Below are 19886 nucleotides of genomic sequence, written 5' to 3'. Positions count from 1 at the left end.
ATTACCTATAGTTATTTTATCAAATTATGCATACAACTGCTATCTGTTTGGATATTTTCTTAGTTTATCTTGGAATTTATTTAAATCGCCTTCGATAACAGGTATTTCACCTAATGCATTAATAAAGTATTTACTATAATTGCTATCTAATATTCTTCTATCAAAGCAAATTAATAAACCTTGGTCGTTCTTGTTTCGAATTAATCGTCCGATACCTTGTCTGAATTTAGTTACAGCGTCTGGTAAGACAAAGTCTTTAAATGGATTGTCAAATTCATCTTTCATTAAATGGTATCGTGGATCATCTTGATGTATAAACGGTAACTTCGTCATCATGACACATTTAATACCTGAAGATTGATAATCAAATCCTTCAAAGAATGATAAAGTACCTAGTAAAATCGTTTTATCAAATTGGTTAAACTGTTGTACGAGTTTGTACACATGTGAATGTTGTTGCTGCATTAAGACGACATAATCATCAAAGATTTCAAGTTCTTCCATGTATCGGTATGCTTGATACAACATCGCATAGTTCGTAAACAGTACTAAACATTTTTGATTTGTTTCACTTACAAATGTTGATAAATAACTAACAATCGTTTCAATATAGTCATCTTGTTGATGATATTGATAAGTCGGCATATTTTGCGGTACAAAACATGTTGCTTGATTTTTCAAGTCGTAAATATCATTTAAATAATAAGTGTTAAATTGAATGTCTTCAGGAAACATAGATTTAAATGATGTAAATGAATGATTAACCGTTAATGTCCCAGAAATGAAAATATTGCTATTAAATTGTTCAATAAACACTTCATTCAGTAAATCTTTTACTTCTGCTTTTTTAACAAAAAGTGAAAGTGTAGATTTCTGAGATATTTTCTTAATGGATACGAATGGCACTTGACCAGACTTAATCATGTTATAAATTTTAGTATATTGATGATAAATATAAATTAACTCTTTCTTGAACGCTTTAACATGTGCGTGTGAGTATGATTTAAATCTAGATAATATTTGATTGATTGTACTAATTTGTCGTTTAAATATTTCAGATATATTCGCGACATCAATATCATAGAAGTAATGAATTTGTTTATCATCTTCATGTGATTCTTGATGCTTATCAGAAATTTGAGCCATTAAATCATCAAATAATTGTTCGTTTTGTTCGTGCAGTAAATCAATATCACGTTTCAGTTGATAAATATCGATTGGTTCAATTGGATATTGTTCAATGACTCTTCTATTTTCTAATTTATCTAATCGTTTAAATAATTTTTCTTGCTCATTTTTACCTAATAAACCGAGATGATATTTAATATGTTGGTAATTTAAATCATCTGTCACTTGATTAAGTGCGTAATCTTGAATGCGATGTGCTTCATCAACAATAATATGTTTGAACAATTGATATACCGTATCTTCTGTACTATGTTGTAACAAGTGCGCGTGATTTGTTATACCAATCTCTACATGCTGCGCACTCTCTTTAATAAATTGGTAGTAATGTATATCATTTTTAAATGGTACATAAGTCGTGCGTTTTTGTTCAAAGAAGACTTTTTGACCACCTTTAAGATGGAGCTCTTCAATGTCACCTGTTTCCGTTTCAAGAATCCATACAAGTAACTGCATTTTTAAAATTGTCGCTTCATAGTTGTCTGTATCGTCTTGTAATATATTCAAGATTAAACCAAGCGAAATATAATGATCTTTACTTTTAATAATCATCGCTTTTAAATCTAAATCTAATGCATTTAAGACTTTATTAAATTCTTGTTCTAGAAGTTGATTTTGGAGTAACTTCGTATGTGTTGAAACGAGAATATGTTCACCAGTTTCTAAATAATACAATAATGCAGCGAGCACAAAGCTCATCGATTTACCACTACCAAGCGGTGCTTCAATTAAAGCATTCTCGTTATGCATTAATGAATCGAACAATTGTTGAACGAGTTGATATTGTTCTTTACGATAATCGAAGTTAAATGTTTTAAGTATTCTATCATAAGCTTCATCTAGTGTAATAGATGTACGATTACTTGAATGATGGATAGGCATTTGTTTTAAATAATGAATGTTCTGGTACTTTTTAATATTGCGATTATGCGTTTCGGCACCTTGATGTGTTCTAACAATTTCAAATAGAACGTCTTTTAAATCATACTTTAAAGATTTAGATAAATAATAAAGTTGTTTAATGGTATCAATCGGAAGACCATTTAATTTTTGAATGGCTTTGATAAATAATAGTGCAGTTGCTTTAGCATCTTCATAAGCACTATGCGCTTGGTTTAAATCAACTTGTAGAGATTGACTCAGTTCACTTAACTGATAGCTTTCTTCGTTTGGAAATGCGATTTTAAACAATTCCATCGTATCAATCGTTAATTTAGGTTCAAATTGTATTTGATGCTTTTCGAAATGGGATTTGAGAAAGTTTAAATCAAATAGAACATTATGCGCGACAAATACACAATCTTTCAACAAGTTAAATAATGATTGACTGATTTCTTCGAAGTACGGAGCTTCTTCTAAGTCTAATTCATTAATATTGGTTAATGCTTGAATGAAAGATGGAATTTCCAAATCCGTTTTGACATATGAATGATATGTATCGGTAATTTGGTTATTTTCTATAAATGTTATCCCAATTTGAATGATTTCATCATATTGAATTTGGTTTCCGGTTGTTTCTAAATCTACAACAGCGTATCTTTGCGCCATATTATCTCTCCTATATTTCGATATCTGCACTCATAAATTGGTGTAATTGACCATCATCAGATATCACGGTTAAGAACCCATTATCTTGTATATCAATTGCTCGACCAAATACTTGTTTTTTACCTTCTGTATAAGTTAATTTTTTGTCCCAAATCATACTTTTACTTTTATATAACGCTTTAATGTCACTGAATGGTAATTCTAAAAATTGATTATATCTCAGTTCAATAGCTTCTATTAATAATTTTAAAAATTGATAAGGTTCTATAGATTGTTCATTCTCTATTTTTAAGCTTGTGGCACGTGATTGACCAGCTTGATCGAAATCTTCTTGTGTTTGGTTTAAATTTATACCAATGCCACAAATAATCGCATTAACGCCATCTGTATCTGCAATCATTTCTGTTAAAAAGCCACAAACTTTTTTATCGGCTATATAAATATCATTTGGCCATTTAATTTTACTTTGAATGTCATAATGCTGTTCAATCACTTCTTGAATGGCAAGACTTATAAATAGATTGAAAGTCGACATTCTTTGAATTGGAATATCTGGACGTAATACAACTGACATCCAAAGTCCTTTACTTTTAAGAGATGACCATTCTCTTTGGAAACGCCCTCTCCCATTTGTTTGTTCATCACTCAAAACAATAAAGTCATGATCAATGTCATTTACACGAGACTTGGCTAACAATTGTGTTGAATCTACTTGTGTTTGAACAATTGCATGATTCAATATACTTTGATCTTGAAGTGTAATGTTCACAATGTCTTCTTGCCAAGTTGTAGGGATTTCTGAGATTTTATATCCCTTATTAGAAATAGACTCAATTTCAAAACCTTCTTTTCTCAATTGATCGATGACTTTTTTAACTGTTACACGTGAACAATTTAACGTTTCAGCTATCTGTTGTCCTGACAAATATTCATTATTTTGATATAAATATTTAATAATTTCACGTTTATATTTTGACATTCTCTCGCACCCATTCTATTAAATCATTTTCTGTGTTATCCACTTTATGGTTAATAACAGCCTGTTCAACTTTATTTAAAATATCTTTTATCCATGGTCCACCTTTTTTATTAAATGTAACCATCAATATTTGACCGTTAATTTGTAATTCTGATTTATCATATATAGGTAGTTTATCATATATTTCATCAATTACACGGTCATTCATAATTGTGGGATGTATAGAGATATTCAGTTCTGTATTATGCTCGGAAATAAAGTGTATGATTTCTTTCATTTTATCACGATGATACGTATAAACGAGACGAATCATATCTTGCTTTGAAATATTATTTTCAGAAAGTGTTATCAATAATTGAACGTATGATGAGATATCGCGCTTTTCTTGATTACTGATTTTCAAACTGTTCAAGTTTGTTAAATCTAATTCGTATAAATAACATAATGCAGCCACCCATAAATTGAAATGGGCATGTTCTGGCATGAAGATACTTGTTTGGTTGATTTCTTTGAAAAATGGAATATATTTAAATATTTCTAGTTCATGAGCAGTCTTTTTTGTATCATGAATATATTGACCTTGAATCATTTTTTTTAGTTCAACAACTATTCTTTCAATTGCAATAGCATTTAAAGAATGTGCTGTTTGATGCATGGCGTCTTTAGTATCGTGATCAAGTGCAAAGCCTGTCTGAGCTTGGAATCTTACACCTCTCATAATACGCAATGCGTCTTCTTCCATGCGATCAATAGGTGTTCCGACAGCTTTTATAATTTTGGATTGTATATCGTTTAATCCGTTGAAATAATCATGGAGTTGATACGACTTATCCATTGCGATAGCATTCATTGTAAAATCTCTTCTTGCTACATCTTCATATAAATCCGTTACAAACTGAACAGATGTAGGTCTTCTATGATCAACATAATCCCCATCTTTTCTAAATGTTGTAACTTCAAACTGTTGATTTTCACCCATTACAATCATCGTGCCGTGCTCTTTGCCTATTGGTAAAGTCTTGTCAAATAATTGTTCAACTTCATCTGGTAAAGCACTTGTTGTGATATCAACGTCTGAAATTTCTTTGTCCATTAAATAGTCTCTTACTGAACCACCGACAAAATATGCTTGATGCCCATTACGTTCAAGTGTTTCAATTATCCATTTCGCATCTTCAAATACTTGATATTCATGCATATTATTCTCCTAACATATCGTTGTAGCAAGATTCGTACTGATCAGCAATCACTTTAGATGAGAATCTTTCACGTACATCTTGAATCATAGCGTTTTGCATTTTGCGATAAAGTTCTGAATCTGTTAATAATTTAACCGCATATTCACTCGCTTTATCTGTATCACCGACATCAACCGTATAACCCGTTTCACCGTTTTTAATGACTTCTTTAATACCACCTGCATTTGTACCAATCGGCACGACACCTGTAAGCATAGCTTCAAGCAATACAAGTCCAAAGCTTTCTTTTTCACTTAGTAACAACGTTAAATCAGACATTTGATAGAAGATATTTACTTCATCTTGTTTACCTAAAAATAGAACTTGGTCTTCTATATTAAGCTGTTTAATTTGTTCTCTTGCCACTTGTAACTCTGGGCCATCACCGATGAGTAATAATTTAGATTTAATTTGTTTGTTAATTTTGTAGAATGTATCTACGACATCTGGCACGCGCTTAACTTTTCTAAAATTTGATACAAACGTGATGACTTTTTCATCTTCTTCTATGCCATATCGGCTTCTTAAATCCGTATTATAAATTTGTGGGAAACTTTCTTCCTGTACAAAATTGTATATTGTTTTGATTTCCTTATCAGGTTCTATAATGTCATATGTTTCTTTTTTAAGACTATCACTGACACTTGTTACAACGTCACTCTTTTCAATTCCGAATCGAATAGCACTTTGTAATGACGTATCATAACCTAATACTGTAATATCTGTTCCATGCAAAGTCGTCATGATTTTGACATCTTTTCCGGATATTTGACGCGCTAAAATACCACAAATTGCATGCGGTACTGCGTAGTGCATATGTAATATATCCAAGTCGTAATCGTTAATGACATCTGCAATTTTAGCACTTAATGTAATATCATATGGTGGATATTGGAATACAGAATATTGATTTACGTCAACTTGATGAAATGTTACGTTTGGAACAGGCTCTCTCATTCTAAAAGGCATATTAGAAGTAATAAAGTGAATCTCATGACCTCTTTTCGCCATTTCCAAACCAAGCTCAGTTGCAACAATACCTGAGCCCCCCATTGATGGATAACAAGTTATACCGATTTTCATATTAATCCTCCATTATGACTTATTTACGTTCAAATCTATCTTTATCTCTTACATTGAATTTATTCATTGTATCTTGGAAACTTTTATTTAAATCTATATCTAAAGAATTTGCTAAACAAATTAAGACGAATAAATTATCTCCTAATTCAGCTTCAATTGTATTGTCTTCTTCTGTTGGTTTCTTTTTCTTTTCACCATGACTATGATTAATTTCTCTAGCTAGTTCTCCAACTTCTTCTGTTAATCTCGCTAAATTTGCTAAAGGCGAAAAATAACCTGCTTTAAACTGAGAAATATATTGATCAACTTCATGTTGCATCTCTTTCATGTCCATAAAATTTCCTCCCTACATATCTTTTATAACTCTATATAAAAGAACTCACATAATAAAATTATATATGATAATCATGCATAATGACAACGTAATAAGCTTATAACTACAAACCTCATAAATATTTATAAAATAAAAAATACCAACAAAGTCAAAAGACTTTATTGGTATTAAAATGATTTCATTAATTATTACGTGCCATCAGAATAAATCTTGCTAATTCAGCTACGGCTACAGCCGTTGCTGCAACGTATGTCATAGCAGCTGCAGATAATACTTTTTTAGCATGTCTATATTCTTGTTGGTTAACGATATTTAATTTTTCAATTTGTCGCATTGCCCGTTTACTTGCGTCAAATTCAACTGGTAATGTAATAATTGAGAATAATACAGCGAATGACATAAATACGATACCAACCCATAATAATGTTGTACCGAATGTACTACTCATTGCTGTTAATACGATACCAGCTAAAATGATAATGTATGATAACGAACTTCCTAAATTAGCAAGCGGTAAAAGCGCTGATCTAAATTTAAGGAATCCATATCCTTGAGCATGTTGAATAGCATGTCCTACTTCATGTGCTGCAATTGCTGTACCCGCAACACTTGGTTGTTGATAGTTTGCAGGTGATAATACAACACGTTTCTTAGTTGGATCAAAATGATCTGATAAGAAACCTTCGCCTTGTAACACTTCTACATCATGAATTCCATTTGCAGCTAAAATTTCTTCTGCAACTTGTTTACCCGTCTTCCCACTTGTTGAACGTACTCTTGAGTATTTATTGTATGTTGATTTTACTCTAAATTGGAAGTACATAGGGACAATCATAATGATAATAAAATATATGATATATGAAAACAAATAACTTCCTCCTTTTTATCCCTGTTATTTATTATATTACGGAGTGACGGCTCTTACGTCAAATATTTTGAACGTAATTTGATGTTTTTTTGGAAATATAGTAATAACAGAAAAGCGATAACGCTTAGCCAAAAAGCAAAGTATCCTATATGTGCCTCATACTGACTTAACATACTATAAACGGGATATTGATGATACACATAATCAATAACATCATTATGAAATACCCAAATCATTGTTACAATAATATGCCACTTTTTAATGTTGAATAAAGGATAAAACATCAATGCTTGAATAGCCATAATGCCGTGTGAAGTCATCAGCATAATTGCCATTGGAACAAGTTGATCGTAATGAATCATTACAAATATATTCATAACAACCGCCCATACACCATATTTAATTAATGTAATAAATGCTAAACATTCAAACAAACCTAAATGTTTATTGAAATAGATTGCTGCTATCGCAATCACTAAGAATAATGTTGCTGTTGGACTGTCGGGTATAAATGGCCAAAAGTACCATTTGCTATCAAGTAATTGACTGCCATACCATATGTATCCATAAATGGTGCCGAGAAGATTTGCGATAAATAGCGTAATGAGAATAGATTTCTGCCCCATTACATATCTCCAAAATTCCATTGTATTACTCCTTTGAAAAGAGCCTGAGGCACGTCATATGCCCCAGGCTCAAATTTAATTATTTTTTCAATTCTTTACCGTTTGCATCTGTTTCATGTAAATCTGCAACGTATTTAGCAACTTTGTCGATTTCATCTTTAGAAAGCGTATCTTTAAAGCTAGGCATTTTACCTGCACCATTTTCTAAGAATCCTTTAACGCCATCTTTAGGTAATTTCGATTCAACTAAGTTTGGACCTTGTCCACCCGTTAACTCACCACCGTGACAACTTGTACAGTTTGACTTGATGATGTCAGTATAAACTGGGTCTGACTTGTCTAAGTTAGAGAAGACGATTTCACCTTGTTTTGCTTGTTGTTTCCAATCATGGTAATAACTTGATTCCCATGTTGTATAGAATAAGATTGCAATTGCGATTAACATAAATCCAGAAGCAAATGGTCTCTTTGTCCATTTACGTTCAGGGCCTCTATCTAACCAAGGTGCTAATAATAAAGCACCGAATGCGATACCTGGTAAGATAATTGCTCCGAATGTGTTATAAGGACCAGATGCGAATGAATATTTAAGTATTTGATATAAGAATAAGAAATACCAGTCTGGTAATGGTGTGTAACCAGTATCAGATGGATCTGCCACACGTTCAAGTGGCGATGGATGAGCGACTGTTAAACATAAGTACGCGATTAAGAATACCGCACCAGTCATCCATTCTTTTAGTAGAAAGTCAGGCCAGAAACTTTCTGTACGACCTGGAAATTCTGAATAATCTCGATTTAATTTCGGTTTGTCGTATGACTTTATTCTTGAATCACCAACAAACTTCATCCCTTTACCGCGATGCATGTCGCATGACCTCCTTTTTCATTTATTCACGTTAATTTTATAGTGGACCTGAAATACCTTGTTTTCTGATCATTATAAAGTGTGCTGCTAATAACGCGAATAGTGCAGCTGGTAGGAAGAATACATGTATCGCAAAGAAACGAGTTAGAGTTTGTGCACCAACTATCTCTGCATCCCCTGCTAGTAATGTCTTAACCCACGGCCCAATGATAGGAACAGATTCTGCAATTTGTAAACCTACTTTTGTTGCGAATAGTGCTTTCATATCCCATGGTAATAAATAACCAGTAAAACTTAATCCAAGCATTACGAAGAATATTAATACACCGACAACCCAGTTTAATTCTCTAGGTTGTTTATAAGATCCTGTAAAGAATACACGAAGTGTATGTAAAAACATCATTACTACTACTAAACTTGCTCCCCAATGGTGCATACCACGTACGATAACACCAGCAGCTACATCGTGTTGTAGATAGTAAACTGATTTCCATGCATTAACGATATCTGGAACATAGTACATCGTTAAAAACATACCTGATAAAACTTGTATTACTGTAATGAAAAACGTTAGACCACCAAAACAATAAACGAAAGCTGAAAAGTGATAAGCAGGGTTAACATGCTCTGGCACCTCATGATCAGCAATATCTCGCCAAATTGGTGTAATATCAAGTCTGTCATCGACCCAATCATAGATTTTATCTATCATTGTTAATCCCTCCTTATTTAGCTAATTCGTTCTCGTGCTTTTTACCGATTTGAATAATGCCACCTTTAACTTTTACTTCATATTGATCAAGTGGTGCTAATGGCGGCGTACCTGGAATATTCTTACCGTTCTTTTCATAACGACCGTTATGACATGGACAATAGAATTGATTTGGATTTGATTTATCGCCATTCCACTGTACTGTACATCCTAAATGTTTACAGACTGGTGATAATGCTACGATTTCATTTCCATCTTTGTACACCCAAGCAAATTCTGTAACTTCACTTGTATACCAAGCATCTTCTTGCTCGAATTTAAAGTCCACTTTAATAGGCTCTTTACCAAGTTCTGACTCCTTTACGCCTGTAGCAATCATATCGCCTTGTGCATCAGCTTTGAATACAGGATCAAGCGCAAATCTACCCATAGGTAAAATCATACCAGCAGCCATAAATGACCCAACACCCATCAATGAATAGTTTAAAAATTGGCGTCGTGTGACACGTTGGCTCATTTAGATTCCCCCCTCTATTAATCGTTCTTTTATAACTAGGACAACTTAATTTTAGCCTATTATTTCAAGACGGTCAACGCTTTGTCACAATTTAAATGTTTATTTATTAACCTTTTATCTAGGAATTTTCAAAAAAATGAAAAGGCTTTATTATAAAGGCGGAAATATTGATAAAAAACTGTGGAAATAACCTTATTTTCCATATAGAGGAGACAATTGTATTTTTAAAATAAAAAACCGCAACAAATCTTATTGAGTTAAGATTTGTTACGGATATTATGATGTGAAGTTATCTAGAAGTTGGTTATTATCGCACGAAGACTATGAACATAACCCTGTCAAGTAGACACTAAAAAAAGTAATCAATATGTTGGCTGTGCTTTTATAAGTGCAGCCATTTTTAATGAAATTCTTTTAGAATTATAAAATTTTATATATTCATTTATTTGCTTTGTGGCGTGTTTTATATCATTGAATGTTTGAGATTTGTCTTTGAATACCTCTGATTTGAGTAACCCCCAAAAGCCTTCCATAGGACCATTATCAATACATCTACCTACACGAGACATGCTTTGCTTCATAGAAGCATTTTTAATCATCTCTCTAAATAGAACACTCGTATATTGGAATCCTCTGTCGCTATGAAATATAATGCCTTCGGTATTTCTTTTAATTATGGCTTTGTTAAAGGTATCGTATACAAGCTTATTATTGTTTTGAGATGAGACTACATGGCTGATGACTTTCTTAGCACCTAAATCATAAATAGTGCTTAAATACACTTTAGATCCATTTTTCAATTTAAATTCTGTCACATCTGTTAACCAGACCTTATTAACTTTACTTGTTGTAAATTTTCTGTTTAGGATATTTTGAGAAGTGATTTCTGGCTTACTAAGTTTATATTGCCTTCTCTTTTTTCTAATGACAGCTTTTAATCCATACTTCTTCATAATTCTATATACGCGTTTATGATTAACCTGGAATTTAGTATATAATCTCAGATAAATATAAATTCTTCGATATCCATATATGCCATCATGTTCATGATAAATCCTGAAAATCTCATCTTTTAATTCGTTATTGAATCTTTCAGATTCTGAAACCTCTCTGTTTTTCCATTTATAATAACTTGCTCTCGATATTTCAAGTGCGGCGCATATCCATTTGATTGGATACTTATCTTTTAATGCTTCGATTGTCTTGTATGCTGCTATTTGCTTGATTTTCGATTCATCAACTGCCTCTCTATTTCTTCCTGCTTTTTTAATACCCCATTCTCCATTTGGAGAAATTTATTTCTTTGTTCAAGTGCTTTTATTTTTAATTCAAGTTCTTCTTCTCTAGTTAAAGCTTCAACTGGTTTTCCTTTACCTCTACCATCTACTAAACCAATATCACCATGTTTTTCATACTTTTTTACCCAATTACAGACTTGTGAATAGTTAACTTGGTACTTTTCAGCTGTCTTATTAAAGTCTCTATTATTTTCAATACAATATTTAGCTATTTCAATTCTCTCTTCAAATGTTGTTTTTCTAGTATTCATAGTGTCTACCTCCAGATATGGAAAATAAGATTTATTTTCCTTTCCTTCAGTATACTTTACCACCCAGTTTTTTAAAGTAGCATGATGTGAAATATTGTAATAGGCTGCTAGATCTGAATACGTCTTATTAGTCTCTAGATATTCTTTAACAACTTTTTCTTTAAATTCGCGTGTATAGATTTTATTTCGATTCTTATTTATAAGTGCTGTTATACCATGTTGCTTATACACTTTATATTTAAATCGAATCACACTATCACTAATATCTAAATTTAACTTATCAATTACATTTTGAAAGGAATAACCCTTTTCATGCAAATCGAAGATTTCCTGATACAGTTTAACAGGTAGTCTAGTTTTATACATAAAAATACCCCCTATAGAGTTTTAGTTTTTTTAATGTCTACTCTATAGGGAATAATACACTCCGAGATATCGTGCGCAAGGGTACAAAATCAAGCCGTATCGCACGAAGACTACGAGATATCGTGCATCTACCTACTATTTATTCCATGTTCTAATGATAAACTTCATAAATTGTTTGACTTCGTCTTCGATAAGTGTGCGTTTCATATCATCGTCTAAGTCACCCATTGGAATCGTGTTTACTTTATACAATTCGTGATCGACACTCAGTTCTACTTGATCACTGCTTAAAATAATTATATTGTTCAAGCCATACTCTTTTAAACTTTGTATAAACGATACGACGTGATCGTATTGATTACCACTTGTGAAAAATGTTGGTGTAAGTAATAATCTACCTTTAAATTGTTTTTCTGCTAACATGCCAACAAGTTGAACTGTTTCATTTTGGTCGCATGATGTTAATAATTGATGATTCATATCAATATTAGATACAGGAATGATGGCTGTATCGATATATTCTAAGTTGTTTTTTAATTCTTTTAAGTCAACATGATTAAATAACATTATCGATGTTCCTCCAACTCATTAATGAATTGTAATATTTTAGACATTTCTATAAACATGTCTTGATCATTATTATCTAAAGATTTATCTATTTCATTACTGATGAGTTTACGCCAATGTCCTAGTCCGTGTGTATTGTTATGATTTAAAGCACGAATATCTTTGTCATCTCCATAATAATCAACAAGCATTTGTAACAATAGCAACTTATTCAGTCGATCATCATTTCTATTTAAATATAAAAGTACATTTAAATGTGTATTATCTAATCGAATATCGTGGAATATTTGTCGACCATCTTCTATACAGAAACGATCTTTACAATAAAGTAAAGGCAGTTGTTTAGATTGCTCCGTACTAATGGACAGTATGCGTTCATCAGAAAATTCATTGACGAATGAAATGTTAGATAAATATTTAGGGCTACTTTTTAATAAATTTAATATCCATACACTTTCAGCAATTTTAAAATCGTATTGATATAGAATATATTCTATAAATCGCTGTTTTTCATAGTTTAACCATGTATGATTCATAATTAACCCTACTTATAATAATCTTTCGTATTCTTGGTCCCAATATGGATTTTCAGGATCAAGTTTGCGAACAGATTCTAATATATTTTTAGCGTTATCGACATGACCGATTTCAATTAAGTAATGGTAATAGTCGTTTAAGAAATCAATATTTTGTGTTAAATCTGGATATGCTAATTCATAGAAGTGTTGAGCTTCTTTATCTCTTTCTTCTTCACCGAATGCATATGCAACGTGCCAAGCTACTACAGGGTCTATATCTTCATGATCAACATATGTTAATAAATTAATAAGACCTGTTATATTATCTTTTTCGCGATAATAATCAGCAAGTATAATGGCAGCTTCAGTATAAGAAGGGTCAACTGTTAATGCATCTTGTAACAGAATTGCACCATGCTCATCATTTGTTGTTAACATTAGTCTAGCAGTATCTGTCATAAGTTCTTTATAATATGCGTTTAAGCGTAGCCCTTCTTTACCGATTTCTATTGCTTTTTCATAATCTTTTTCTGATTCATAAATTTGCAATAAGTAATGGTAAGCTTGCATAAAGTCTGGGTCTTTTTGTAATAACTTTTCAAGTTGCTTAATTGCTTCTCTTGTTAAGTCATTTTTTTGGTAACTAATTGCTTGTTTGAAATAATCTTCAGCTGTCATATCCATTTCTGATACATTTTCATAATATTTGATTGCTTCTTCGTATGCACCACTTTGTAAACTTGCGTCTGCCATTCGTGCATAAATCGAAATACCATTAATAATATCTTCACCAGTTTGTGTGATTGTTTCATAGTTAGAAATCGCTTTTAAATATTGACCATCGTAATAGTACCTTTCAGCTAAAGCGAATGTAATCACAATATCATCTGGTTCCATTTCTTTTGCTTCAAGTAATTTCTCTATTCCAACTTCAAATAAGCCTTGTTGTTGGTATAAATCAGCCTCAAGCATCAATTTCTCTGTAGAATGTGGGCTATTATACAATACTTCATGCGCTTTATCTAAGTCGTTTTGGTCAATTAGCCCTTCTATATAATAAACAAGCAATTCATTTTCATCAGGATAAAGTAAATAAAGTTCTTCGAATATTTTAACGCCTTGATCGACAATACCGTATTTATATAATGTTTCGCCTAACATAAATAACGCGTCGTGATCGTCAGATTGTAGAACTCTGTTTACTTTCTCATCTAAATGTTCGATATTCTTCATGTGAATATCGTCAATTACTTTATATACATCTTCCATGTTAAAGGACTCCTTCTATTCATTTATTAGAGATTTAAGTTCTTTAAATGCATCTAATACTTCTTCTTTAGAAACGGATTCAATTGTAAATGAAGCTTCACCATTTTGTAAAACCATTTGAATCGTTTGTCCAATATTCTTTTTGTCTTTTTTCATATATTCAAAAATTTGTTCAATATCAGCATGATTTAAGACGTTTAATGGGTAGCCTAATTCTTTTAAATAATTAATGAACAGATTCACACTTGAAGTGTTATCGTACATATTTCTATTTTTATTTATCACTTTCTGGAAAAGAATACCGATCATCACAGCTTCACCGTGAGCAATTTTTGTTAAGTATTCTAGTCCATGTCCAAAAGTGTGTCCTAAATTTAAATGTTTACGTACGCCACCCTCAAATTCATCTTCAATCACAATTTTTAATTTAGTTTCAATGCCCATTTTTAAATAATCTTCTATATTTTTCAATTGCGCTAATTCTTTAATTGAAGGATAAACATCCATCAAATGAAGCGTGTCAGCTTCACTATTTAAAATGGCATGTTTAAGTATTTCGCCATAACCACTACGTATTTCGATATGCGGCAATGTTTCTAGGAAATTTATATCATATATAACAGCGCGTGGTCTATGAAATGCACCTATTAAATTTTTACCGACCGATGCATTAATACCCACTTTTCCACCGATTGCTGAATCGTGTGCCAAAAGTGTTGTTGGTACTTGTATAAAATCAATGCCACGTAACAAAGTTGCAGCTAGAAAACCAACAAAGTCTCCAGTTGCGCCACCACCAATAGCGATGAGTTGAGATTGTCTTGTGATATTCATTGATAAGAGCTTTTCGCTGAGCGATTCAAAATATGACATTTGCTTACAAGCTTCACCACTCATAACCGTTAAAAATTTAATATCTTGATCTTGAAGATGCGACTTAATATAGTCTTTATGAAATCTATAAACATCTTGGTCAATTAATACAATATTTTGTTCATCTGCTTTAAGATATTGATTAAGTTCAGCTAGTGCGTTCTGCTTTAATATTATCGGATAATTGTTGTTAGTATATGTTGTTTCAAAAATCATTTCATCACCTAGAAGTTTAAGTTCCAATTACGATGATTCTTAATAGCTTCTTGTAATTGGTCAATGTGATTAGATTGGTATTCTTCAGTTAAAGCTTTTGCAATTTCAAATGCGATAACATTTTCACAAACAACACTTGCAGCAGGAACAGCACAACTATCTGATCTTTCAATTGTCGCTTTAAAGCTATCTTTAGAATCGATATCTACAGAATTTAATGGTTTATATAAAGTTGGTATTGGCTTCATAACACCATTAATGACGATTGGCATTCCATTTGACATACCGCCTTCAAGTCCACCTAAGTGATTTGATAAACGATGGTAGCCGATTTCGCTATCGTAAGCAATTTCATCTTGAATTTCACTACCTGGTTTTTCAGCAGCTTTAAAGCCTTCACCGAAACTAACACCTTTAAATGCGTTAATACTTACGACTGCTTGTGCTAAACGACCGTCTAGTTTACGGTCATAATGAACATAACTTCCAATTCCAGCAGGCATATTTTCAACGACTACTTCAACGATACCACCGATTGAGTCACCATCTTTTTTCGCTTCATCAATACGGTTTCTCATTTTTTCAGCTACGTCATCATTAATACAACGTACATCATTATGATCAATATTTTGCTTGACTTCTTCAAGTGTGTATTCATAATCGTCTTTAACGCCACCGATTTCAATAACTCTTGAATAAATTTCAATGTCTAAAGCTTTTAATAAAATTTTAGAAACTGCACCAACAGCAACTCTTGCAGCTGTTTCACGTGCAGACGAACGTTCAAGTACATTTCTTAAATCTCTATGATTATATTTCATACCACCAACAAGATCGGCATGGCCTGGTCTAGGTTTAGTGATAACTCTTTTCATATTTTCTAATTCTTCTTCAGTTAATGGGTCAGCGCCCATAATTTTTCTCCAATGTTTAAAATCATCATTCTTAACGATGAGTGTAATAGGGCTACCTAATGTATAACCATGTCTCACACCTGAAACGATTTCTACTGAATCTTTTTCAATTTGCATACGACGACCGCGTCCATATCCACCTTGACGTTTAAACATTTCTTCATTAATCTCGTTTACGTCAATTTTCAAGTTTGCTGGTACACCTTCTATAATGACAGTTAGTTGTGGTCCATGTGATTCACCAGATGTTAAGTAACGCATATTATCTCTCCCTACTGTTAATTAAATATAAAATTAATCATATCATATTTAGTGCGTTAAATTAACAAAAACAGACGAATAGTTTAACAAAGTTTTAGATTTTTTTGATTTTAAATAAGTGTGAATTTTATGTTGTTATTGGCATGTTGGTTGTGAGGTGGAAATACTGGGGTGTTTTTATAAGTGTGTTGGTTGTGCGGAGGAAATACTGGGTGCCGTTATTAGCAGATTTGGTGAGAAGTGCAAATACTGAGGTCGTTATTAGCAGTTTTGGTGAGAAGTGCAAATAAGGAGACCAGTAATTACAATTCTCAGTAGTTTTGTAACTAAGGCAGTCCATAGTAACACTTCGATAGAGTTTTGTAATTAAGGAAGTCCATAGTAACACTTCGGCCGAGTTTTGTAATTAAGGCGGCCCATAGTAACACTTCGGCCGAGTTTTGTAACTAAAGCTCCCGTTATGAACAAGTTTGGCCAGAAGTGTTCACAATGCCCGCGAATTTCAGTCAACGCACCACGAATACTCGTAAACGTCCCGAGAATACCGACGAATACTCATATATGCCCCCACACAACTCCCCACTTCCGCCTCTTAACAAAAAAGTAGTTCAACAATTTCTTGTTGAACTACTCCACTATTGTATTTATTTTTCGTAAACCCAATTTTCATTATTTAATTTATAATCATTTAGTTCTGATTGATCAAACCAGAGACCAATTTCACGTTCTGCTGATTCGTTTGAATCTGATCCATGAATAATGTTTCTGCCTAAATCGATACCATAATCCCCTCTTATCGTACTTGGCGCTGCTTTAGTAGGGTTTGTTTCACCAACAAGTGTTCTTGTTACTTCTACTACATTCTTACCTTCTACTACCATTGCAAATACTGGTCCTGATGTAATAAAGCTTACTAAATCATTGAAGAAAGGTTTCTCAACGTGTTCAGCATAATGTTCTTTAGCTAATTCTTCACTAGCTTGGAATAATTTAGCTGCAACTAATTTTAAGCCTTTTCTTTCTAATCGTGAAACGACTTCACCGATTAAGTTTCTTTGTACTGCATCAGGTTTAATCATTAAAAAAGTTCTTTCCATTGCGTAATCCCTACCTTTGTTTTATGTAAATCCAAGATAAGTTTATCATTGACTACGCATACTTGCAAGCGCTTTCTAGTGGTTTCTATCTCTTATTTTCACAATTATTTCCAATAGCATTTTTTTTCCTGATTCATTATTTAATGTATCAATTAAATTTTCTGCTTTTTGTAAATAATGATTGCTTACTTCTTTAGATTTTTGTAATTCTGGTGATGTAATAATTTCTTGAACTAAACCGTCAAATACTTCTGAAGGACTATCGGGTTGGAGTTCATTGATACTTGCTTTAAAATCTTTCGAATTTTTCATTCTTAATAAGACTGGTAAAGTTAAATGTCCGTTTCTTAAATCAGATCCAACTGGTTTACCGAGTTTCTTTTCAGTACTTGTAAAATCTAAGATGTCATCTACTATTTGATAACTCATACCAATGTAATATCCAATTTTAGTTAACTTCTTCACAGTTTCATCATCTGCACGTGCCGCGTACGCACCTAATTCTGTAGATAATGAAATAAGCAATGCGGTCTTACGTTTAATTCTACGTAGATAATTTGTTATCGATTGATTTGAAACGAATTGATCTTCGAATTGGAATAGTTCACCACGACATACTTCGATAATTCCATTTGCTAATTGTTCATGAAGCTTTGGATGTTCTATTTGACTAACTGCATTTAAAGATTGAGATAATAAATAGTTACCCGTAATAACTGCAGTTTGCACATCCGACTTCTTTGCTATAGTTGGCTTACCTCTTCTTTTGTCACTTTTATCAATGACATCATCATGAACTAAACTGGCCATATGTATAAGTTCTAATGTAGTTGCTACAGTGATTACATCTCTTGAATAATGCTCGCCAAATTGACTTGCAATTAAAGTGAATAATGGTCGTATACGTTTACCACCAGAAGTTAATAAATATTGGCAAGCTTCGTTTATAGTGTTTTGGTCACTATTTATATAACTATTCAATTGTTTTTCTATTTCTTTTACTTCTTTATTTATATGAATTTTAGTTTTGTCATACATGTAATCACCTTGTTATTTAGGTTTGTAAGCTAAATGCATTGCCGAAACGCCGCCAGTGAAGCTTTTCACTTTAATTCTTTCATATCCAACATCAGCAAACATTTCTGCTAATTCTTTTTTGCCAGGGAAGTTTCCGGCAGATTCTTGTAACCAGTTGTATTCTTCTAAAGATTTCGCAAAAATTTTACCGAATAGTGGCATGATATTTTTGAAATAAAATCTATATAATTGTTTGAATACTGGCATTGTTGGTTGACTTGTTTCTAAACATACAACCATACCGCCTGGTTTAACGACTCTTTTAAGTTCGCTTAAGACATGTTTATAATCGGGTACGTTTCGTAAGCCGAATCCGATCGTTACATAATCAAATTCATTATCTTCGAATGGTAAGTTCATAGCATCACCATGAATTAAATGAATATTTGCCATGTTATCTGTTTTTTTCTTACCGACTTCTAGCATATTCTCACTAAAGTCGATACCAACTACTTCACCATATGGTCCAACAGCGTGACTTAATTGAATTGTCCAATCTGCAGTTCCACAGCAAACATCTAAAGCTTTAGAACCTGGTTTAACATCCATTTGTTTCATTGTATATTTACGCCATCTTTTATGTTGCTCGAAGCTGATGATATTATTTAATGTATCATATTTACCTGATATATTTTGGAAAACTTCATGTACGTGTTCTGATTTCGATTTATTATCCACTAGTTATTCATTCCTTTAAGTTTAAAAATGTAGTTATTCATTAATAATAATACGCATAAATTTTTTCTTTCAAAATTTCTTTATCCATATTAATTTTGTAGTAATCAATCACTGTTGTAATAAAGATTGATTCTATTTCTTTTATAATAGCTGTATCTTGATTTATTTTATCATGAGCCAACGTTTGTTTTAATTCATTTTGTTTACTAATTGCTTGAGTCATAATATCTAAAAATACGAGGTCTTTATTTAATGTAGCACATTTATAAAAATATGCACTAACAAGATCACCTATTAAGATATCTTGATTAGAAACATTTGGCTCGCCTATTCTATTTAAAAAGCGCATTGAGGCATCAATAGATAATGTAGCTAATTTAGCATTAGTATCGATGTTCATTTCATCTAATACGTCAGCTATGATTGGATTAACTACAGGTACATTACTATTCTCTACACCTTTTAACAAATTAGAAATATCTTTATTATAAATTTTTTCAATTTTATCCATCTTATCACCTCAACAATATCACCTATATATCT

Annotated in this window: 20 protein-coding genes; all 20 read right to left on the bottom strand. The window is 32.2% G+C overall.

All coding sequences use genetic code 11. The features are described from left to right. Nucleotides 1–39: 39 nt before the first annotated feature. The 20 genes from MUA60_RS07780 to MUA60_RS07685 all read right to left on the bottom strand — a co-directional run bounded on the left by MUA60_RS07780 (nucleotide 40) and on the right by MUA60_RS07685 (nucleotide 19854). Nucleotides 40–2733, bottom strand: a complete 2694-nt coding sequence (locus MUA60_RS07780; protein WP_262647783.1) for a helicase C-terminal domain-containing protein — start codon at nucleotides 2731–2733, stop codon at nucleotides 40–42. Nucleotides 2734–2743: 10 nt separating this feature from the next. Further along, a complete protein-coding gene (locus tag MUA60_RS07775) occupies nucleotides 2744–3712 on the bottom strand; it encodes a biotin--[acetyl-CoA-carboxylase] ligase (protein WP_262647782.1) in 969 nt (322 codons plus the stop codon). Further along, complete coding sequence (locus tag MUA60_RS07770; protein WP_262647781.1) at nucleotides 3699–4910, bottom strand: CCA tRNA nucleotidyltransferase; 1212 nt, start codon at nucleotides 4908–4910, stop codon at nucleotides 3699–3701. The genes MUA60_RS07775 and MUA60_RS07770 overlap by 14 nt, the downstream gene beginning before the upstream one ends. Before the next feature lies 1 nt (nucleotide 4911). Further along, nucleotides 4912–6033 (bottom strand): N-acetyl-alpha-D-glucosaminyl L-malate synthase BshA, encoded by a 1122-nt coding sequence (gene bshA, locus MUA60_RS07765; protein ID WP_262647780.1) that lies wholly within the window; start codon nucleotides 6031–6033, stop codon nucleotides 4912–4914. A 19-nt stretch (nucleotides 6034–6052) separates the two neighbouring features. Further along, a complete protein-coding gene (locus MUA60_RS07760) occupies nucleotides 6053–6367 on the bottom strand; it encodes a nucleotide pyrophosphohydrolase (protein ID WP_025905482.1) in 315 nt (104 codons plus the stop codon). A gap of 181 nt (nucleotides 6368–6548) precedes the next feature. Beyond that, nucleotides 6549–7202, bottom strand: coding sequence for a zinc metallopeptidase (locus MUA60_RS07755; RefSeq protein ID WP_048539821.1), 654 nt, complete (start codon nucleotides 7200–7202; stop codon nucleotides 6549–6551). An 86-nt stretch (nucleotides 7203–7288) separates the two neighbouring features. Continuing rightward, nucleotides 7289–7882: a DUF1405 domain-containing protein gene (locus MUA60_RS07750; RefSeq protein WP_262647779.1), complete on the bottom strand. Its 594-nt coding sequence runs from the start codon at nucleotides 7880–7882 to the stop codon at nucleotides 7289–7291. A gap of 58 nt (nucleotides 7883–7940) precedes the next feature. Beyond that, nucleotides 7941–8729, bottom strand: a complete 789-nt coding sequence (locus MUA60_RS07745; RefSeq protein ID WP_262640976.1) for a menaquinol-cytochrome c reductase cytochrome b/c subunit — start codon at nucleotides 8727–8729, stop codon at nucleotides 7941–7943. Nucleotides 8730–8766: 37 nt separating this feature from the next. After that, the gene (gene qcrB, locus MUA60_RS07740; RefSeq protein ID WP_016912349.1) at nucleotides 8767–9441 is read right to left on the bottom strand and encodes a menaquinol-cytochrome c reductase cytochrome b subunit; all 675 of its coding nucleotides are present in this window, start codon (nucleotides 9439–9441) and stop codon (nucleotides 8767–8769) included. 13 nt (nucleotides 9442–9454) lie between these two features. After that, complete coding sequence (locus MUA60_RS07735; protein ID WP_107577812.1) at nucleotides 9455–9958, bottom strand: Rieske (2Fe-2S) protein; 504 nt, start codon at nucleotides 9956–9958, stop codon at nucleotides 9455–9457. Between the two features lie 362 nt (nucleotides 9959–10320). Beyond that, a protein-coding gene (locus MUA60_RS07730) for an IS3 family transposase (protein WP_262647778.1) occupies nucleotides 10321–11873 on the bottom strand; the annotation gives its coding sequence in 2 pieces (ribosomal slippage) (nucleotides 10321–11196 and nucleotides 11199–11873; 1551 coding nt in all). A 135-nt stretch (nucleotides 11874–12008) separates the two neighbouring features. After that, nucleotides 12009–12440 carry a DUF2487 family protein gene (locus MUA60_RS07725; protein ID WP_239739337.1) on the bottom strand — a complete coding sequence of 144 codons (432 nt, stop codon included), beginning with the start codon at nucleotides 12438–12440 and terminating at the stop codon, nucleotides 12009–12011. Beyond that, a complete protein-coding gene (locus MUA60_RS07720) occupies nucleotides 12440–12976 on the bottom strand; it encodes a YpiB family protein (RefSeq protein WP_262647777.1) in 537 nt (178 codons plus the stop codon). The genes MUA60_RS07725 and MUA60_RS07720 overlap by 1 nt, the downstream gene beginning before the upstream one ends. Nucleotides 12977–12988: 12 nt before the next feature. Then, nucleotides 12989–14227 (bottom strand): tetratricopeptide repeat protein, encoded by a 1239-nt coding sequence (locus MUA60_RS07715; protein ID WP_262647776.1) that lies wholly within the window; start codon nucleotides 14225–14227, stop codon nucleotides 12989–12991. A 15-nt stretch (nucleotides 14228–14242) separates the two neighbouring features. Beyond that, nucleotides 14243–15316: a 3-dehydroquinate synthase gene (gene aroB / locus MUA60_RS07710; RefSeq protein ID WP_316964812.1), complete on the bottom strand. Its 1074-nt coding sequence runs from the start codon at nucleotides 15314–15316 to the stop codon at nucleotides 14243–14245. 8 nt (nucleotides 15317–15324) lie between these two features. Beyond that, nucleotides 15325–16491: a chorismate synthase gene (gene aroC / locus MUA60_RS07705; RefSeq protein WP_159315643.1), complete on the bottom strand. Its 1167-nt coding sequence runs from the start codon at nucleotides 16489–16491 to the stop codon at nucleotides 15325–15327. Nucleotides 16492–17135: 644 nt separating this feature from the next. After that, nucleotides 17136–17588, bottom strand: coding sequence for a nucleoside-diphosphate kinase (gene ndk / locus MUA60_RS07700; RefSeq protein ID WP_262647774.1), 453 nt, complete (start codon nucleotides 17586–17588; stop codon nucleotides 17136–17138). 75 nt (nucleotides 17589–17663) lie between these two features. Next, the gene (locus MUA60_RS07695) at nucleotides 17664–18626 is read right to left on the bottom strand and encodes a polyprenyl synthetase family protein (RefSeq protein ID WP_262647773.1); all 963 of its coding nucleotides are present in this window, start codon (nucleotides 18624–18626) and stop codon (nucleotides 17664–17666) included. A gap of 12 nt (nucleotides 18627–18638) precedes the next feature. Then, nucleotides 18639–19343 carry a demethylmenaquinone methyltransferase gene (locus tag MUA60_RS07690; RefSeq protein ID WP_262647772.1) on the bottom strand — a complete coding sequence of 235 codons (705 nt, stop codon included), beginning with the start codon at nucleotides 19341–19343 and terminating at the stop codon, nucleotides 18639–18641. 40 nt (nucleotides 19344–19383) lie between these two features. Then, nucleotides 19384–19854, bottom strand: coding sequence for a hypothetical protein (locus tag MUA60_RS07685; RefSeq protein ID WP_262647771.1), 471 nt, complete (start codon nucleotides 19852–19854; stop codon nucleotides 19384–19386). Nucleotides 19855–19886 lie beyond the last annotated feature (32 nt).

The sequence above is a fragment of the Mammaliicoccus sciuri genome (genome assembly GCF_025561425.1).
In the GTDB taxonomy this organism is placed as follows: Bacteria; Bacillota; Bacilli; order Staphylococcales; family Staphylococcaceae; genus Mammaliicoccus; species Mammaliicoccus sciuri_A.
This window is presented reverse-complemented; position numbering and strand designations above follow the sequence as displayed.

Bases quoted from the DNA above. Each gene is read 5' to 3' on its own strand.
- MUA60_RS07720 (WP_262647777.1), bottom strand. From the start codon at position 12,976: ATGAATCATACATGGTTAAACTATGAAAAACAGCGATTTATAGAATAT.
- MUA60_RS07725 (WP_239739337.1), bottom strand. From the start codon at position 12,440: ATGTTATTTAATCATGTTGACTTAAAAGAATTAAAAAACAACTTAGAA.
- MUA60_RS07685 (WP_262647771.1), bottom strand. From the start codon at position 19,854: ATGGATAAAATTGAAAAAATTTATAATAAAGATATTTCTAATTTGTTA.
- MUA60_RS07735 (WP_107577812.1), bottom strand. From the start codon at position 9,958: ATGAGCCAACGTGTCACACGACGCCAATTTTTAAACTATTCATTGATG.
- MUA60_RS07750 (WP_262647779.1), bottom strand. From the start codon at position 7,882: ATGGAATTTTGGAGATATGTAATGGGGCAGAAATCTATTCTCATTACG.
- MUA60_RS07715 (WP_262647776.1), bottom strand. From the start codon at position 14,227: ATGGAAGATGTATATAAAGTAATTGACGATATTCACATGAAGAATATC.
- aroB (WP_316964812.1), bottom strand. From the start codon at position 15,316: ATGATTTTTGAAACAACATATACTAACAACAATTATCCGATAATATTA.
- MUA60_RS07755 (WP_048539821.1), bottom strand. From the start codon at position 7,202: ATGATTGTCCCTATGTACTTCCAATTTAGAGTAAAATCAACATACAAT.
- bshA (WP_262647780.1), bottom strand. From the start codon at position 6,033: ATGAAAATCGGTATAACTTGTTATCCATCAATGGGGGGCTCAGGTATT.
- MUA60_RS07695 (WP_262647773.1), bottom strand. From the start codon at position 18,626: ATGTATGACAAAACTAAAATTCATATAAATAAAGAAGTAAAAGAAATA.
- qcrB (WP_016912349.1), bottom strand. From the start codon at position 9,441: ATGATAGATAAAATCTATGATTGGGTCGATGACAGACTTGATATTACA.
- MUA60_RS07770 (WP_262647781.1), bottom strand. From the start codon at position 4,910: ATGCATGAATATCAAGTATTTGAAGATGCGAAATGGATAATTGAAACA.
- ndk (WP_262647774.1), bottom strand. From the start codon at position 17,588: ATGGAAAGAACTTTTTTAATGATTAAACCTGATGCAGTACAAAGAAAC.
- aroC (WP_159315643.1), bottom strand. From the start codon at position 16,491: ATGCGTTACTTAACATCTGGTGAATCACATGGACCACAACTAACTGTC.
- MUA60_RS07760 (WP_025905482.1), bottom strand. From the start codon at position 6,367: ATGGACATGAAAGAGATGCAACATGAAGTTGATCAATATATTTCTCAG.
- MUA60_RS07775 (WP_262647782.1), bottom strand. From the start codon at position 3,712: ATGTCAAAATATAAACGTGAAATTATTAAATATTTATATCAAAATAAT.
- MUA60_RS07780 (WP_262647783.1), bottom strand. From the start codon at position 2,733: ATGGCGCAAAGATACGCTGTTGTAGATTTAGAAACAACCGGAAACCAA.
- MUA60_RS07745 (WP_262640976.1), bottom strand. From the start codon at position 8,729: ATGCATCGCGGTAAAGGGATGAAGTTTGTTGGTGATTCAAGAATAAAG.